The 15850-nt window shown below is 35.5% G+C and carries 17 protein-coding genes; 6 read left to right on the top strand and 11 right to left on the bottom strand.

Features of this window, described 5'->3' with window-relative positions:
* Positions 1 to 341 precede the first annotated feature (341 nt).
* Complete coding sequence (locus tag AC4BD1_RS10495) at positions 342 to 962, top strand: FMN-dependent NADH-azoreductase (RefSeq protein WP_206909941.1); 621 nt, start codon at positions 342 to 344, stop codon at positions 960 to 962.
* 110 nt (positions 963 to 1072) lie between these two features.
* Here the strand turns inward: AC4BD1_RS10495 and AC4BD1_RS10500 are convergent, their stop codons facing one another.
* Both AC4BD1_RS10500 and AC4BD1_RS10505 read right to left on the bottom strand, forming a co-directional pair.
* Positions 1073 to 2242 carry an AI-2E family transporter gene (locus tag AC4BD1_RS10500; RefSeq protein WP_206909943.1) on the bottom strand — a complete coding sequence of 390 codons (1170 nt, stop codon included), beginning with the start codon at positions 2240 to 2242 and terminating at the stop codon, positions 1073 to 1075.
* Positions 2243 to 2251: 9 nt separating this feature from the next.
* Positions 2252 to 2605, bottom strand: a complete 354-nt coding sequence (locus AC4BD1_RS10505) for a PTS glucitol/sorbitol transporter subunit IIA (protein WP_206909944.1) — start codon at positions 2603 to 2605, stop codon at positions 2252 to 2254.
* Positions 2606 to 2769: 164 nt separating this feature from the next.
* Here AC4BD1_RS10505 and AC4BD1_RS10510 point away from each other — a divergent pair, with 164 nt between their 5' ends.
* Genes AC4BD1_RS10510 through AC4BD1_RS10520 form a run of 3 tightly spaced genes read left to right on the top strand, consistent with a single transcriptional unit; the run spans position 2770 to position 4374 of the window.
* Positions 2770 to 3792, top strand: coding sequence for a lactonase family protein (locus tag AC4BD1_RS10510; RefSeq protein ID WP_206909945.1), 1023 nt, complete (start codon positions 2770 to 2772; stop codon positions 3790 to 3792).
* Positions 3793 to 3818: 26 nt separating this feature from the next.
* Positions 3819 to 4169, top strand: a complete 351-nt coding sequence (locus tag AC4BD1_RS10515; protein ID WP_206909946.1) for a hypothetical protein — start codon at positions 3819 to 3821, stop codon at positions 4167 to 4169.
* 22 nt (positions 4170 to 4191) lie between these two features.
* Positions 4192 to 4374, top strand: a complete 183-nt coding sequence (locus AC4BD1_RS10520; protein WP_206909949.1) for a hypothetical protein — start codon at positions 4192 to 4194, stop codon at positions 4372 to 4374.
* A gap of 462 nt (positions 4375 to 4836) precedes the next feature.
* Here AC4BD1_RS10520 and AC4BD1_RS10525 read toward each other — a convergent pair whose 3' ends face one another.
* The 6 genes from AC4BD1_RS10525 to AC4BD1_RS10550 all read right to left on the bottom strand — a co-directional run bounded on the left by AC4BD1_RS10525 (position 4837) and on the right by AC4BD1_RS10550 (position 12037).
* Positions 4837 to 5271, bottom strand: coding sequence for a hypothetical protein (locus tag AC4BD1_RS10525; RefSeq protein ID WP_206909947.1), 435 nt, complete (start codon positions 5269 to 5271; stop codon positions 4837 to 4839).
* A gap of 100 nt (positions 5272 to 5371) precedes the next feature.
* Positions 5372 to 7228: an LTA synthase family protein gene (locus AC4BD1_RS10530; RefSeq protein WP_490466483.1), complete on the bottom strand. Its 1857-nt coding sequence runs from the start codon at positions 7226 to 7228 to the stop codon at positions 5372 to 5374.
* A gap of 133 nt (positions 7229 to 7361) precedes the next feature.
* Entirely contained in the window at positions 7362 to 8519 is a 1158-nt protein-coding gene (locus tag AC4BD1_RS10535) for an NAD(P)-dependent oxidoreductase (RefSeq protein ID WP_490485595.1), read from the bottom strand.
* A 131-nt stretch (positions 8520 to 8650) separates the two neighbouring features.
* Complete coding sequence (locus tag AC4BD1_RS10540) at positions 8651 to 9487, bottom strand: Cof-type HAD-IIB family hydrolase (protein ID WP_490466484.1); 837 nt, start codon at positions 9485 to 9487, stop codon at positions 8651 to 8653.
* A 227-nt stretch (positions 9488 to 9714) separates the two neighbouring features.
* Positions 9715 to 10539 (bottom strand): NAD(+) synthase, encoded by an 825-nt coding sequence (nadE, locus tag AC4BD1_RS10545; protein WP_206910186.1) that lies wholly within the window; start codon positions 10537 to 10539, stop codon positions 9715 to 9717.
* A 25-nt stretch (positions 10540 to 10564) separates the two neighbouring features.
* Positions 10565 to 12037 (bottom strand): nicotinate phosphoribosyltransferase, encoded by a 1473-nt coding sequence (locus tag AC4BD1_RS10550; protein ID WP_206910187.1) that lies wholly within the window; start codon positions 12035 to 12037, stop codon positions 10565 to 10567.
* A gap of 257 nt (positions 12038 to 12294) precedes the next feature.
* Between AC4BD1_RS10550 and AC4BD1_RS10555 the strand changes: the two genes are divergently transcribed.
* Complete coding sequence (locus AC4BD1_RS10555) at positions 12295 to 12525, top strand: hypothetical protein (RefSeq protein WP_206910188.1); 231 nt, start codon at positions 12295 to 12297, stop codon at positions 12523 to 12525.
* A 36-nt stretch (positions 12526 to 12561) separates the two neighbouring features.
* Here the strand turns inward: AC4BD1_RS10555 and AC4BD1_RS10560 are convergent, their stop codons facing one another.
* Together AC4BD1_RS10560 and AC4BD1_RS10565 are read right to left on the bottom strand one after the other, a co-directional pair.
* Positions 12562 to 12918: a DUF1827 family protein gene (locus AC4BD1_RS10560; RefSeq protein WP_490485596.1), complete on the bottom strand. Its 357-nt coding sequence runs from the start codon at positions 12916 to 12918 to the stop codon at positions 12562 to 12564.
* 23 nt (positions 12919 to 12941) lie between these two features.
* Positions 12942 to 13790 carry an HAD-IIB family hydrolase gene (locus tag AC4BD1_RS10565; protein ID WP_206910190.1) on the bottom strand — a complete coding sequence of 283 codons (849 nt, stop codon included), beginning with the start codon at positions 13788 to 13790 and terminating at the stop codon, positions 12942 to 12944.
* A gap of 121 nt (positions 13791 to 13911) precedes the next feature.
* Here AC4BD1_RS10565 and AC4BD1_RS10570 point away from each other — a divergent pair, with 121 nt between their 5' ends.
* The gene (locus AC4BD1_RS10570) at positions 13912 to 14673 is read left to right on the top strand and encodes a MerR family transcriptional regulator (RefSeq protein ID WP_206910191.1); all 762 of its coding nucleotides are present in this window, start codon (positions 13912 to 13914) and stop codon (positions 14671 to 14673) included.
* Between the two features lie 243 nt (positions 14674 to 14916).
* Here the strand turns inward: AC4BD1_RS10570 and AC4BD1_RS10575 are convergent, their stop codons facing one another.
* Complete coding sequence (locus AC4BD1_RS10575) at positions 14917 to 15840, bottom strand: LacI family DNA-binding transcriptional regulator (RefSeq protein ID WP_490466485.1); 924 nt, start codon at positions 15838 to 15840, stop codon at positions 14917 to 14919.
* Positions 15841 to 15850 lie beyond the last annotated feature (10 nt).

Consider the following 15850-nt stretch of genomic DNA (forward strand, 5'->3'; position numbering starts at 1 on the left):
TGATGAAAGAGTGATGATTTGTTACAAGTATGTAAGAAAAAATCAACTCTCCCACTTGTGGGGTTATTTGAGATATGAATCCCAAATCAACATGGTGGAATAACTAAATTATAGCCAAGCAAATCAGGTATTTCCAATATACTTTTACCGATGTCGAGGTAAAATAATGTAAAAAAGCTATTCTTCACCCTAGATTCAAGTATGATCTAATTTTAAAGAAAAACACTAAAATAACTATTCTTTGTTTTTAAACCTTGATAGCCTTTTCTTTTTCGAGTAAACTAGCTTTGTTAGTCTTAAACATAACAAGTATGTTTACAAAAAAAGGAGATTGAATCATTATGTCATCAGTATTAATTGTCAAAGGCCATCCTTTAACTGCTGAAGAATCACGCTCAGTTAAAGCTCTTTCTACATTTTTAACTAGCTATAAAGAAAATCATCCAGAAGATGAAATCACTATTCTTGATCTTTATCGTGATGATATTCCTGAAATTGATGAAGAATTGTTATCAGGTTGGGAAGTTCTTCGTACGGGAGCAGACTTCTCAGAATTAACTGAGCATCAACAACATAAAATTGCGCGCTTTAATGAGTTAACTGAACAATTTTTAGCTGCTGATAAAATCGTTATTGCTAATGCACTTTGGAACCTAAATATCCCAACACGTTTAAAAGCTTGGTTTGACACAGTCAATGTAGCTGGTAAAACATTCAAATACACAGAAAATGGTCCTCAAGGATTGGTTCAAGGAAAGAAAGCTTTACACATCCAATCAAATGGCGGTATTTATCAAGGGCAAGATTTTGCTTCACAATATGTTAAAGGAATCTTGAACTTTATCGGAATCGACGAAATCGATCAATTATTTATTGAAGGAATCGACTACACACCTGATCGTGCAGAAGAATTAATGCAAGAAGCATTAGACAAAGCTGCTCAATTAGGTAAAGAATTTTAAACTAAGCATTTCCCTTTTTATCAGAAGAAAAAAAAGCGGACAGTGATCTAGCCTTAGATCCTTGTCCGCTGTTTTTAGTTGTCTGTCTTTTTGATTTTTTAGATGACTATCTACTCTTTTTTCGGGGCTTCAATTGGCTCATCTTCATACAATGAAGAAATCGTTGTGTACCACTCAAAAATATGTGTAATGATTACTTTGGCCGCCGCATACACGGGTATTCCAAGGATTACTCCTACGATTCCAAACAGTTTTCCAGAAGTTAGCAAAACTAATAAAATCGTTACAGGATGAATTGCTAATTGATTACCTAAAACTAATGGTGAAATCAATCGTCCTTCGATCGTTTGCTCAACAATAAAAACGATAATTACTTTCACCAACATCAGAGGTCCTGCTACGATCCCAAGAAAGATTGCAGGAATCATAGCTAAAAATGAGCCAAGGTATGGAATTAGATTTAAAAATCCCGCCACAATACCTAATGTCACTGAATACTCCAACCCAATAATCGAAAAACCAATAATAAACATGATTGCAACAGCAAAAGCTACTGTCAATTGACCTCTAATATAAGAAGATACTTGATCATTCATTTCACCTAAGACCTTCAAAGTTGGCTTTCTCATACGTGTTGGTAAAAATTTAACAAAATAAGGTGCTAATTGACGTCCATCTTTTAATAAATAAAATAAGATAAATGGCATCGTCATAATTGCAACAATAACTGTTGCTACCGCGCCTACGATACTTCCAACACTCTGAACAGTCGTTTTTGAAAGGTTCTTAATCAAATCGCCGGCGGAATTGATAATTTTGTCTCCCGCAGTCTCAAGTTGTTCACGAAATTGATTGAACAAAGGATCGCGTAAGATTTCTGTTAATTTATCATCAATTGTGTCGACATATTGTGGAAAATTACTAGCAAAACTAACAGATTGCTCTTGAATTTTTGGTACAATCACTACGATTCCCCAAACAATCAATGCCACTACAACGACAAACAAACCAATAATACTGTAAATTCTAGGAATTTTTTTCTTTTCCAAATAGTCTACTACAGGATTCATCAAATAATATAAAATGCCTGCTAAAATAATTGGTAACCCAACGATGGCTAAAAATTGCCACACAGGTTCAAATAAGTAAGACACTTTCGTAAAAAGAAAAACGATTACTAATAAAAGTAGAACAACCAATAATGCTGTTACTACTTGGTTATTTAAAAACCATTTCCAAAACCAGGAAATCGGTTTTCCTTTTTTATTTTTTTCCTCCATATGCCCCTCCTACTGATAATAAATTTGTGTTCCCAAATGAATTTCTGGAAGTTGATAGGGATTCAAATACACACCATTAACAATCGTATTATCCGATTGATGCTCATCAAACACTAGCGTTACGTGACCAACTGTTTCTAAATTTTGATTAGCGGTCGTTCCGACATGTTCGATCGTGTATTCTTGTTCATCAAATCGAATTTTTTTTCCAGATTCTAGCTTAAAGGGTTCTTTATTTAAAAATTCTTGGATAATCGAGTAGTTTCGTAAAGTAGTTGTTGCTGTGTTGTTAAATAAAATCAGCATTGGTTCTTTTTCATTAATTGCTTCTGGTCCAATTTCTACTACATTGGCTTGAATCATCTTGATCTCTCCTTTGATTACTATCACAATGAACAGTGTTTTTCTTCCTATAGCGTATTTCTACGCTCAAAAATATTATAGCATATTCTCTTTCATTATCCGCCAAGAACAGTTGTATGCTAAAATAAAAAAGAAAACAATTTCATTTTTTAGGAGGGAATCAAATGATTGAAAAAATCATTTTGGGTACTTATACACGTAGAGTAAGTGAAGGAATTTATACAATCGATCTTGATACTGAAAAAAAAGAATTATCTGGACTATCTTTAGTAGCTAAAGAAGTAAGTCCCACCTATTTAGCAAAGAGTGATGCAAAAAATCTATATACTGTCACAACAGTTGATGGATTGGGTGGCGCAGGCGCATACGATTCAAATTATCATTTTTTGAATGCGGTAACAGAAGAAGGAGCCCCTCTTTGTTATGTAGCTGTAGATGAAACACGTCAACTAGTTTACGGCGCAAATTATCATAAAGGTGAAGTGAATGTTTATCGTATTTTAGATAATGGTGGTATTGAAGCTGTCGAATCTCTTTATCATCTAGAAGAAACTGGACCACACAAAAATCAAGACCACGCACATGTCCATTACACTGATCTAGCACCCGATCAACGCCTAGTTGTTTGTGACCTTGGAACTGACCGAGTGTACACTTATGACGTTGCAGAAAGTGGAAAGTTAACCTTAGTTGCCACTTTCGTTGCTGAGCCTGGAACAGGTCCTCGTCATTTGGTGTTCCACCCGATTCAACCAATTGCTTATTTATTTGGTGAATTAGACAGCACCGTAAGCGTCCTTGCTTATCAAGAAGATGGTTCTTTTACAGAACTACAAAAGATTTCAACTTTGCCAGAAGATTTCAAAGGTGAAAATGGTGGGGCTGCTATCCGAATTTCAGCTGATGGTCATTTCTTATATGCTTCTAACCGTGGGCATAACTCGATCACAGTCTATGAGATTTCTGATAATGGTAAACAGCTTTCAACTGTTCAAAATATTTCAACAGAAGGAGATTTCCCACGTGACTTCGCCTTGGATCCAACAAATAAGTTTTTAGTTTGTGCCAATCAAAATAGTGACAACTTAACTTTATTTACACGTGATGATCAAACTGGTCAGTTGACATTACTACAAAAGGATATTTATGCACCTGAATGTGTGTGCGTTTATTTCGACCAAAACTAACCTATTCTTCAAAGGAGGAAATTTTTATGATTCAAAAATCAGCCGAAGAGTATCTATTAGACAATCTTTCTGAACTTTATAACAAGTGTCTTCCCTTATATGAATTAATTACTAGCCCACGTTATGAAAAAAATCGTGTAATTGTTGTTACCAACGAGCTGTACAGTCTTGCTCAAACAGCAGGATTATATACTCAGATACATCCAGAATTACAAATCAAAGAAGTTAGCAAATTCTTTGATGCTTTTCATCAGTTTTATGCTGAGCTCAAGCAAGTCTTCTTCAATGAAGATTCTAATACTGCTTTACTTTATAGCAAATTGACTATTATGAAACAAAACTTTGAACATTTAACTGCTATTTTTCACAGCTTATAGATGGATTCAAAGAGAATTATAAATGAAGAAAGAAGCGAAGAACATGAACCAACAGGATGTGTTAGATCGTTTGCGTGAAGACTTAAATATTCCTTTTTTTCAGGGGAAAATCGAAGATAAAGAATACACAGAGGCAGACTATCAACAAATAAAAAAAGATTTAGAAGCTTATTTTGATAACTATGTCAGAAATGTTGAAAACTGAAGAAGGTTGTGGCGCAATGCGTTTAGCTCCGAACAGATAACAAGCAAGCACTCAAAATAGCTTTCCATATTTTGAAGTGAATGCAAGTTATCTGGAGGAGTTGCTTTGGGAACACCGTAAAGAAGGTTGTGGCGCAATGCGTTTAACTCCGAACAGATAACGAGTGAGTAACAAATAATCTTCCCTACCCTAATATTACTCCCTTAAGAAGGTGTGACAAAAGTCTTGTCACACCTTCTTTTTTCGACTAATTGGCATTTTAGCATGACTTCTTCGGAATTGAAGCAAATCTTTGAGCATAAAAAACCACCGAGTTGGTTAGGCTCGGTGGAAAAGGCTACTTACTCAATGAGAGTAAATAAAGGTTGTTGTTGGTTGTGCTTTTATCATATAGCAGTAAGTAACGCTTATCATAAAAAAAACGTTATATTTAGATTAAATAACTCTAGTTTTAAATTTATCTTATTTTTTCATCAAAAGATTAGTCATTTTTTGGATTGCTAGTGAAATATCATCTGTTGCTTGGTCTTGTTTTTTTTCTGAAGCTTCAAATAAATCCGTGTCAATTCCTTTTTCGATATCAATACTTTGAATCATTTCTTCACAACCAGCTACATAAGAAAGATAGGCACGTTCAAATTTTTTGTGGATTCCCATAACTTTTGCTGGAGGACGTAAAGCACTAACTTTTTTCAACATTGCTCGGTATTGCTTTGTTCCAGCTTCAAACAATTGAACAACTTCTGTTAATTGTTCTGAATTTAATTCTGCAACTTTCTTTTCATCAATTGCTTGACGAACCATTTCGTATTTGGGATGCATCTGCTCACCAATTTCTTCTGTTTGTTTCACAATGTTGTCAACTGATTGAACATAATAACCAATATTTGGTAACATGTAATTCCCTACTTTCTCCGTTTATCTACCATTTATTGTACCTGTTTTTACTATTTTCTGACAAGTTTATTTCTCGACTTGTTCCCTTTCACTTCAACTACTATTTTTCAAAAAAACCATCCTGTAAGCTATATTGTTTACCAGAAACGATATCATACTGAATCATTTGATAGTCCTCATATAATTTTTGTTGTTGCTCATTTAATTCCGCTTCTTTACGCCATTGTCCATTCTGATAATACAAGCCACGTTCGAAAGCAGGTAAAACTTTCTCCACATTTAATAATAATTGATAAAAACCAGTCGTTGCTTGATTCGTTTGTTCCAATAAGTTAGCGGCAAAATAAAATGGACTACTGATTGCATCATGAGTACCTTGCTTCGTTAATTTTCCTGCACTATCGAACATTAAAAATTGTGTTTCATGTAGAGTTTGTTCATCGTTTGCTCCCCGAATTGCTTCTGAGTAAATACCAGGAAGATGATCTCCCCAAAAAACAACTAGAGTTCTCCGCGAAACATCTTGTAAATTATCGACAAATTCTTGCAGTGCCTCACTACTATAAGCAACATCTTGCAAATAATTAGTTAAATTATTCGTATCACTCCCATCACTCACCTGGACATCGTAAGTTGTATCTGGATACTTTCCAGCATAAGGCATATGTGTTTGCATTGTCACTAAATGAACGAATTGTGGTGAATCTTGCTGTTTTAAAATAGACAAGACTTCTTGATATGCTGCTTTATCTGAAATGTAAGGATTGTTTTGGAGCTTTTCTGTGTAATTCATCTCTTTTTCACTAATGAACGAATCAAATCCCAAAATATTATACACATCTTCACGCTTATACATTGATGTGTTATAAGGATGAATTGCTGTCGTTTGATAATTTTGTGCTGCTAAATTGGACACCAATGATGGAAATTTTGTCATTTTAGGAACTAACATCGTGTATGGAGTTGTTAATTGTGCATTAAACAGTTCCATTGAAAAACCAGTTAACGCTTCAAATTCAATATTTGCAGTCCCACCCCCATAATTTTGGGATAACATTTTTCCACTATAGGTTTGATTCGCAATGTCATAATAATCTTGCAGTGGATTTCCAGAAACTTCAATTCCGTTTAAGTGACTAGGATCAGAAAAGCTTTCACTCATTACATAAACGATGTTCGGTTGTTCTTCATCAACTGTTTGATTTTTTTTATCAGCTATTTTCTGATAATTTTTAGTTATTTCTGCTACTTTTTCTTTGGAATAGCCTTTTGGTTCATCCATTGCTTCAACTTGTAGATTGTAAAGAAACCCGCCAATAAAACCTGTATTATAGTAATTCATTTTTTGACTATAAGGAATCCACAAGGCTGTTTTGTTATACGCTTTTCGTAAAAGATTATTCGGGTTATTAAAACTACCGATGTACATCAACAAAATAACAGATAGAACGAAGACAGTTCCTCGTACAAGCTGAAAACGACGCCCTTTTTTAAAACTGCGATATAACCCCCAAGCAAATAAGATGATTACTAAGCCAGCAACCCCCATTAAGACAAAAAATGTCGTTGAGCCTGCCATTTCTCTCAACAAACCAAGTTCAGTAATCATTTTGATATCATCGGGATAAATGGGCTCTTGTCGATAACTCATCTTTAAATAGTCAGCTATCCCTAAAATCCCGATAATTGTTGTATACAAAATAGAACCAATCAAAACCGAACCGGCAACGCTACTTAGAAAGGCTAGAAAAACGAGTAAAACCAAACAAGCTAAAATAAACTTTTCTGTATGCCAAGAAAACGCAAATTTCAATGCTAAGTCATAAGACAAATCATTTTGGCACCATTGTAAAAACAAATTACTCAAGACAACTAAAATAATCACACCAATCGTAGTCAAACTAATTCGAATGATACTTTTTTGTTTGAGTGAAAGATCACTTATTCTTTTCTTCAATTAATTGCTCCTTCATCGTCTACTTTACAAGCTTAAACGACTAATTTAAATTTGACTCACTCTCTTATTTTAGTAGCATCAAATTTGAATGTAAAGCAGTCACTGGCTAATTAAGAAAATAAAAATAACTCGATTACACTTGTGGGTGAGCTAATAAACGCACGCGTTTGACATCTGCAATTGTTTCCAACTGACGTTTAGCTTCTAATAAATTTTGGACATCTGTACTCTCAATGTCTATAAGTGTATAGACGTACTCCTCTTTTTGATTACGCGTCATATTACCAATTGGCAAGACATTCTCCTCTAAGATCTTAAAAACTTCAGATAAGATACCTTGTCTTTTTTGATAGAAAATTGTAAAACGATAGGGCGCACGAAAAATCATTCGCACAGTTGGAAAATTAACGGATGAACGAACTGTTCCAAATAGCAAATAGTTTCGTAGTGCCCGAATAGCTTCGCGACTGCTATCCGCTAAAGCTTCTCGTGTGGACCCACCCATATGCGGAAGCATCATGATTTTTTCATTTCCTAAAAATTCTTGTGCTGGAAAATCTGTTATGTATTTTGCCAGTTTTCCATTCTCAATAACTTGTAAAAGTGCTGTGTTATCCACAATTTCACTTCGTCCAACATTAATCAGAACAGCTTCTTCTTTCATTAAAGATAACTGTTCTTCCCCCAACAAACCGTTTGTGTCCGGTGTTGAAGGCAACATAATCACGACGAAATCAGATAAGCGTAAAATATCAGGCAAGGGTAATTGTTCTACATAGTCTAACTCATGGTCTCTTCTAGCATAGCCCAAAACTTCCATGCCTAATTCATAACAGACTCGAGCAACTTCTCTTCCGATTGAACCCAATCCCAGTAAACCAATCACCTTGCCTTGTAATTCTTGACCAACAAACGGTTTTCGATTTGCTTCTGCTTGTTCTAATAAATTTTCTCCCTCTAATTTTTGAACCATCTCGCTTGCTTTGGTAACCGGGCGAACAGACAGAAACAAACAGCTTAGGACTAATTCTTTAACTGCATTTGCATTCACACCAGGAGTATTCATCACGATCGTGCCATTTTCAGTAGCTTTTTGTACCTGAATCGTGTTGACACCCACACCAGCTCTTGAAATTGCTAGCAATTCTGGACTTATCCAGTCTTCTTCAACGACAGAGCTTCTTACGAGCAAGCCATGCGCGTTTTGTTTCTTCGTACGTTCAAAAAATGGTCCTTCTAATTGTTTCAACTGTTCCTCTGCAATCTCATCAACGAACGAAATTCGGTACATAAAAACGCCTCCTTTTTATCAGTATCTCTGATTACCGAAATTTAGACAAGAATTAACTTCTACTAACCATCCGTCGTTATTCCATTCGTTTTCTAAGTAGAACAGTTTGTCTCCTTCATAAAGAAATACAATCAACTTTCTTTCAAAAGAATCTGATTCAACAATGCTTTTGACACACCATTTTCATCATTGGTCAAAGTTTGGAGATTTGCTTCTTTAATCACTTCTTCTGGTGCATTGCCCATTGCCACACCCAGTCCAGATAATTTGATCATAGGCAAATCGTTAAAATTATCCCCAATTGCCATCGTACTTTCCAAAGGAATTTGATAGTAATCTGCCACAGTCGTTAACGCTTTTTCTTTCGATACCTCATAGTGGGTAACTTCAAGATAATTTTTCTTTGATAAATAAAACGAACTAGTTTCCAGATTTAATGTTTCACAAACTTTTTTTAATTTCTTAATTTCTGGCGTTGCCCCTATCAATAATAGTTTATGCACAGGTAGCTTTTGTTCTAAAAGTAGTTGGGTAAGACTGGCTACAATTGGTTCCAGTTTCGTGATGGCAGCTTCTTGTGCTACCCATTCATCCACTGCCTCTACATACCAGTCACTTCCTGAATATAAACTAATTGAGATGTCTTTGAATTGTTTTGTTAATAGTCCAATGAGCTGAAGCGTTTCTTCTATATTCAATTCTTGACTAAAAATTTGTTGAAATTGATCATTTTCTACCTCTCGAACAATCAAGGCACCATTGTAACAAGCCATTGGGTATTCAGTGATTTCCAATTTCTTAGCAATGGCCTGCATTCCCTTAGGTGATCTGGCAGATGCCAAGACAAAAGGAATCTTTTTAGTTTTGAGCTGTTTCAAACGAACAGCTAATTCGTCATCAATTTTGTGTTGGCTAGTTAAAATCGTTCCGTCAATATCACTCATTACTAGTTTGATTTTTTGTGTCATTTTTCTTCACCTACTAAATGATTATTTTTTCAATTTTATAATTGGCATTCCTTGCTAATAATTGAAAACTTCTTCGAAACATATTTCTCATTTTTTTTGATTTCTCCTTTTATTATAACGTTTTCCGCTATTCTTTGTATTTCTTTATCGGGACTTGCAAAATATGACTTGCTCGAAACAAAAAAGAAGTCTGAGAATTTTTAAATTCTCAGACTTCTTCAAAGCCTTTACTTCCAAAAGTCATCGAAAACTGTGATTGGTAGATGACGTTTATGTTTGGTTTTGTTCCACCAAGCTTCAAGGGTTTCTTGCGCATGTTCAGGAATTTCTTTTCCTTCTAAATAATCATCAATTTGATCATAAGTGATACCTAAAGCAACTTCATCCGCAATCAATGGTTTACCATCTTCCAAGTCAGCTGTTGGGATTTTAGTGTACAATTCGGTTGGGGCGCCTAATTCTTTTAAGAGGGTTTTTCCTTGTCGTTTATTCAAACGAAAAAGTGGCAAGATGTCCGCCCCACCATCACCAAATTTTGTAAAGAATCCTGTAATATTTTCTGCTGCATGGTCTGTCCCTAAGACGGCACCAAATTTTGCACCAGCAATGCCATATTGGGTAATCATTCGTTGACGTGCTTTGATATTGCCTTTGTTAAAATCACTGATTTCGATACCTGCTTCAACTAATGAAGAAACTTGTGCATCCACGGCTGGTTTGATATCAACACGTAAACTCACATCAGGCTGAATAAAATCCAATGCAGCTTTTGCATCTTCTTCATCCGCTTGTTCGCCATAAGGTAAGCGAACAGCAACAAATTGATAACTGTCATCCTGTGTTTCTTCACGCATTTCAGACATTGCTAATTGTGCCAGACGGCCAGCTAAAGTTGAATCTTGTCCGCCACTGATCCCTAAAACAAATGTTTTGATAAATGGATATTTTTTCAAGTAGTCTTTCAAGAAATCCACACTTCGACGAATTTCTACTTGCGCATCAATGACAGGTTTCACGCCTAATTCTTTGATGATTTCTTGTTGTAAACTCATGTTTTTTCCCCCTCAGCGATTTTACTCATGCTTCATTGTGTAGCTCAGCAACGCTTTTTTTCATTCGTTCCATAATAGACATCTTATGATTCCAGCATTCTGTTGATAGATCGACTGGATATTTTTGTGGGTTCAAATCACGTTTATACTCTTCCCATAGAGAATCCAGATTTTCACGTGCATACTCTTTGATTTCATTTAAACTTGGCAATGAATAGACTAACTTACCTTCAACGAAAATATCTTGTAACATCGGACGCGCAGAAAAATCGCGTACCGTTTTATTGATAAACGTGTGAACAGGATGGAACATGAAGATTTCTTCTTCCTTACGAGGATCTTCATTCCACAATGTGACATAGTCACCTTCAGATTTCCCATCAAAGTTCCGTGTGATACGCCAAACTTGCTTTTTCCCTGGCGTTGTTACTTTTTCTGCGTTGCTAGATAATTTGATGGTATCGATCATTTTTCCCTCTTCGTTTTCAATCGATACTAATTTGAACACCGCTCCTAATGCCGGTTGATCATAAGCTGTAATCAACTTAGTGCCAACACCCCAAACATCAATTTTAGCCTTTTGCATTTTTAAATTTAGAATTGTTGCTTCATCTAAATCGTTAGAAGCATAGATTTTTGCATCTGTAAATCCTGCCGCATCTAACTGTTCACGTACACGTTTTGAAATATATGCCATATCACCACTATCGATTCGAACACCTTGAAAATTGATTTTATCGCCCATTTCTTTTGCTACTCGAATCGCACTTGGCACACCTGACTTCAATGTATTATACGTATCAACTAAAAAGACACAGTCTTTATGTGTTTTTGCGTAAGCCATGAAGGCATCATAATCGTTTCCATAGGATTGAACCAATGAATGAGCATGCGTTCCACTCGCAGGAATACCAAAAATTTTCCCAGCACGCACATTACTTGTCGCATCGGCACCACCAATGAAGGCCGCACGTGTTCCCCAAACTGCTGCATCCAGTTCTTGCGCACGCCTTGTCCCAAACTCCAATAGTGGATCATCACCAATAACGGATTTGATTCGGGCTGCTTTCGTAGCAATCAATGTTTGAAAATTGACCATATTCAGTAGCGCTGTTTCAACCAATTGACAATGTGCTAGTGGTCCTTCTACTTGAATAAGTGGTTCATTGTTAAAGACGATTTCGCCTTCAAGCATTGAACGAACAGTTGCTTTAAATTCAAATTCTTTTAAATAAATAAGGAAGTCTTCTGGGTAGTTACCCTCTTCTCGTAAATAATCAATATCTGATTCGCTGAAAGTTAAGTTTTCTAAATACTGAACCAAACGTTCCAGACCAGCAAAGACAGCATAACCATGGTTAAAAGGCATTTCTCGAAAGTAACATTCAAAAACGGCATGTAAATCTGCGCGACCTAATTCCCAGTATGTCTGCATCATATTGATTTGGTACAAATCAGTGTGTAGCGTCAAACTGTCATCTGGGTAAATTTTATTCATCTGTTTAATACTCCTCTTGGCGATTTTTCATTTCCTAACCATTATATCAAAAAAACGAAATAGGAAAAGCAAACTTGATTTTTTTCCGAAAATATCAATTTTATATTCTTCAATCATTTTCATTTTTTCTTCTATGAATGGATTGACAGAGATACGAACGTATGTTCTAATTGATTTGTAAAAGATTTCAATTCATTTTGTTATTAATTCATTTATTCGTGCACTCTATTTAGACAGTATCGATTAAGGAGGCCGGTATGCGTACAATCACACAACACTTTGAAACAGTTATTATCACTGCTTATATCGCAAAGCAAAAGATTATCGTTGAGCGCTTGGATCATAGTTATGCAGAAGGATTTGTTCAACCAACCATCACACCTGATGGCTTCTATATTGATGAGCATTTTATCCAATGGGAACAGATTTCAACGATTTGCTTAGCTGAACAATATTTTCATTTTTGGAAAGAAATTATTCAAAAATAAAAAAACTTCTCAGTTTTTTACTGAGAAGTTTTTTTATTATATATTGGCTACGTTTTGTTCGATGATCACAATATCTTTATTTGGACGTTTGAATTGGAGGCCGGCCCTTTCCAATTCTTGTTTGACTCCGACATGAACAGATACCTCTTCCCGTGCTACTTTCAAAATTCGGCGAATAGCATAGTCGATTTCTTGTTTTGTGATCTTCTTTTTCGTATTAATCATCATCAACTGAATCTTATCGTATGTATCTACATATAAAATTTGTGTACGATCTAGTGCGTAGAATTTGTAATAGTTGATTGTTTGATCTCCAAAAAAGAAATTCACTATTTTTGGGTAAAATGTCTTGATATTTAGATTACTATTGATTGGTGTTTCAACTAATTTCATCTCATCCCTCTTTTTCTTTTTACTTATAGAACATGTTCAAAAATAAACTGACCGACGCCACCTTCACTACAACTTGGTGCAATCATATGACTATTTTCTTTTACATTCCTTGCAGCGTTTTCCACAGCAACAGGCACATCAACAACAGCTAACATAGCTAAGTCATTTTCTCCGTCCCCAATACCATAGCTGGTCGCTAATGGATAGTCTGATAAATAATTGGTGATAGCACTTCCTTTTGTACTATTAGGATGCACAATTTCTAAGGTCTTTATAAATGAATGGAATACAAGTAACTCTGTTTCTTGTAAAGAAGATCGAATCACTTCGTGACGCTCGTCATCTGCTTCCATCAATTCGATTTTGACCACGACTGTTTCAGGTCTTTCGGAAAGATATTTTGCAATATCTTCCGTATGTACGCAATCGTTTTCAAAATATTGTTCTTTATAATCCATGATTCGTTTACCTTGTTCTCCAAGTTTTTCTAATGATTCTCGCAGCGCACTTAGCTGTTTCGTGTATTCTTTTGTTGGGCGTATCACCACACCACGATCTGTATGAACAAAGTATAAAATTTCTTGCTTTTCTAAAATTTGAATCACTTCTTTTGTTTCTTGGTGCGTTAGGGTGCTAGTGTAACGCTCAGGCTCACCTACTTTTTTAATGCCTGCACCATTTCCAAAAATAACATCACAATCAATTAACAACTCATCATTCATTTGCTTGACTAAGTCATATCCTCGTCCTGTGACAAAAACGAAATGATCTCCCTTTGCTTGCAATGCTTGAATGGCTTCGCGATTAATCGATGGGATTTCTTTTCCTAGCTCTTGAAACGTACCATCAATATCTGAAAAAACAATGTTCATTGATTTCTCCTTTTCCTTTTCTTATAAAATAGTATAACATAATTTTTAATAGGATTTTGAAATTTTTCCTTGACCTTCTCGTTACGTGAGGGAGTATTCTAGCAATTGTCAGGAGGAAAAAATGGAATATACAATTAAAAAAATAGCAGAGTTATCCGGTGTCAGTCCCCGAACATTACGTTTCTATGATGAAATTGGATTGCTTAAACCAGCTAAGATCAACTCTTCTGGTTATCGCATCTATGGTGCAAAAGAGATTGATCGGCTCCAACAGATTTTATTTTATCGCTCACTTGAGTTCAAACTTGAACAAATTCAGGAATTACTAAACCAACCAGACTTTGATCAACAGCAAGCATTACGTAACCATCAGCAACTGCTATTAAAGAAACGTGCACAAATCGACGCCCTTTTGACAACTGTTCAAAAAACACTTACTAGTTACGAAGGAGGAATAACCATGTCAGACCAAGAAAAATTCGAAGGATTTAAACAACAAAAAATCAGCGAAAATGAAGAACAATTTGGACAAGAGATCCGAGAAAAATATGGCGAAAAAACAGTTGAGGAAGCCAATCAAAAATGGGCAAATATGACTGAGCAACAATTTCAAGAAATGCAGGTAATTGAAGAACAGCTTTTAACAGATTTAGCAACTTATCTTACACAGCCGGAACTAGATCAACCACTAGCGAAGGCCATTTTTGACGCGCACAAAGAATGGTTAGCATTTAGTTGGTCTACTTATACACCACAAGCTCACCAGGGCTTGGGACAAATGTATCTAGCAGATGAGCGCTTTACCGCTTATTATGATGATCGCAGTGGGAATGGTGCAACCAAAGCATTGAATGAAATCATTCAATATTATACGAATAAATAATGATTACTTTTTGATCCTTTATCCGTTCTAGGAAAAAATGAATGGATTATTTCATTCCATTCTGTTTTGATTTATCCGAAGAAAAAAACTGGGATAGCCTACTCAAGTGTCCATCAAAAGTTCCATTTGAAAATCGAACTTTTTGTGGCATCACATAAAGCTATTCCAGTCTTTTTTATTATTTTATAACCAGATCTCTTAAAATCACTAATCATTTTTTCTATTAGTTCGTTCCAATTATCTTTATCTTTGAATAAATTCATATGGAATCTTGATTTGTTCAGGTTTCTTTTTCAAGAATAAGTAAAATGCCATTTCCCCACACTTTTTCAAGTGATGGTCAATGGTGGAAAAGTTCAATAGCTCACTCACATACAGATTATCTCTGCCAACTAATTTAGGTGCTCTTCCTTTAGGAAATGCTTTGAGGATACCAGCTGCAACCATATCTGCATTTGTAAAAATACCGTCTACTGGATGCTCATTAAAAAAGGTCCCCGCCTTGATTCCATCTTCCAACCCAATACAGTCCCAGATAACCATTTCTTCTTCAAAATTTGGATAGAGTTTCCGACATAATTGTAAGGTGATTTTAGAATTGAAACTGATTCGGCTACTCCTTCCTAAAGTAACACCCAATTTTTTGACACCAACTTTTTGTAAATAATCCAATGCTTCTGTAATCGACTGCTCCCGATCAATAAATACGCAACTTGACTTTTCATCTTTGATTTCTTCACAAAAAATAATAGGACCATATTTTTGATATGCCTTCAGTGTTTCTAATGAATTAGCACGTGATGTTACAACTAGGCCATCAAATCTTTTTGCTGCAAATTCTTCGAGATACGCTTTCTCACGATTTATTTGATAATTTGTTGGTAATAAAGTGACTTTATAATTGGAATCAAAGGCTGCCTCAGTGATTCCGCTAATCAGCTGATCAAAGTAGGGGTGATTAGTATAGGGCAAAATGACGCCCAAATTTTTCGTTTCCCCATAACTTAATGTTCGTGCATTTGCATTAGGAATATAATCTAGTTCCTTCATAACCGCTAAAATTTCTGCACGTTTCTTTTCATCCACATAAGGGTGTTCATTAATAACTCGAGAAATAGTCGAAACGGAATAGCCTGTCAAACGTGCAATATCTCGAATAGTTGCCACGATGTCAATC

Source organism: Enterococcus sp. DJ147D b, from assembly GCF_058216655.1.

Excerpts from the sequence above, each read along its gene's own strand:
- AC4BD1_RS10495 (WP_206909941.1), top strand. The coding sequence starts at position 342 with ATGTCATCAGTATTAATTGTCAAAGGCCATCCTTTAACTGCTGAAGAA.
- AC4BD1_RS10535 (WP_490485595.1), bottom strand. The coding sequence starts at position 8,519 with ATGTACCGAATTTCGTTCGTTGATGAGATTGCAGAGGAACAGTTGAAA.
- AC4BD1_RS10550 (WP_206910187.1), bottom strand. The coding sequence starts at position 12,037 with ATGAATAAAATTTACCCAGATGACAGTTTGACGCTACACACTGATTTG.
- AC4BD1_RS10510 (WP_206909945.1), top strand. The coding sequence starts at position 2,770 with ATGATTGAAAAAATCATTTTGGGTACTTATACACGTAGAGTAAGTGAA.
- AC4BD1_RS10525 (WP_206909947.1), bottom strand. The coding sequence starts at position 5,271 with ATGTTACCAAATATTGGTTATTATGTTCAATCAGTTGACAACATTGTG.
- AC4BD1_RS10565 (WP_206910190.1), bottom strand. The coding sequence starts at position 13,790 with ATGAACATTGTTTTTTCAGATATTGATGGTACGTTTCAAGAGCTAGGA.
- AC4BD1_RS10555 (WP_206910188.1), top strand. The coding sequence starts at position 12,295 with ATGCGTACAATCACACAACACTTTGAAACAGTTATTATCACTGCTTAT.
- AC4BD1_RS10520 (WP_206909949.1), top strand. The coding sequence starts at position 4,192 with ATGAAGAAAGAAGCGAAGAACATGAACCAACAGGATGTGTTAGATCGT.
- nadE (WP_206910186.1), bottom strand. The coding sequence starts at position 10,539 with ATGAGTTTACAACAAGAAATCATCAAAGAATTAGGCGTGAAACCTGTC.
- AC4BD1_RS10515 (WP_206909946.1), top strand. The coding sequence starts at position 3,819 with ATGATTCAAAAATCAGCCGAAGAGTATCTATTAGACAATCTTTCTGAA.
- AC4BD1_RS10570 (WP_206910191.1), top strand. The coding sequence starts at position 13,912 with ATGGAATATACAATTAAAAAAATAGCAGAGTTATCCGGTGTCAGTCCC.
- AC4BD1_RS10560 (WP_490485596.1), bottom strand. The coding sequence starts at position 12,918 with ATGAAATTAGTTGAAACACCAATCAATAGTAATCTAAATATCAAGACA.
- AC4BD1_RS10505 (WP_206909944.1), bottom strand. The coding sequence starts at position 2,605 with ATGATTCAAGCCAATGTAGTAGAAATTGGACCAGAAGCAATTAATGAA.
- AC4BD1_RS10500 (WP_206909943.1), bottom strand. The coding sequence starts at position 2,242 with ATGGAGGAAAAAAATAAAAAAGGAAAACCGATTTCCTGGTTTTGGAAA.
- AC4BD1_RS10540 (WP_490466484.1), bottom strand. The coding sequence starts at position 9,487 with ATGACACAAAAAATCAAACTAGTAATGAGTGATATTGACGGAACGATT.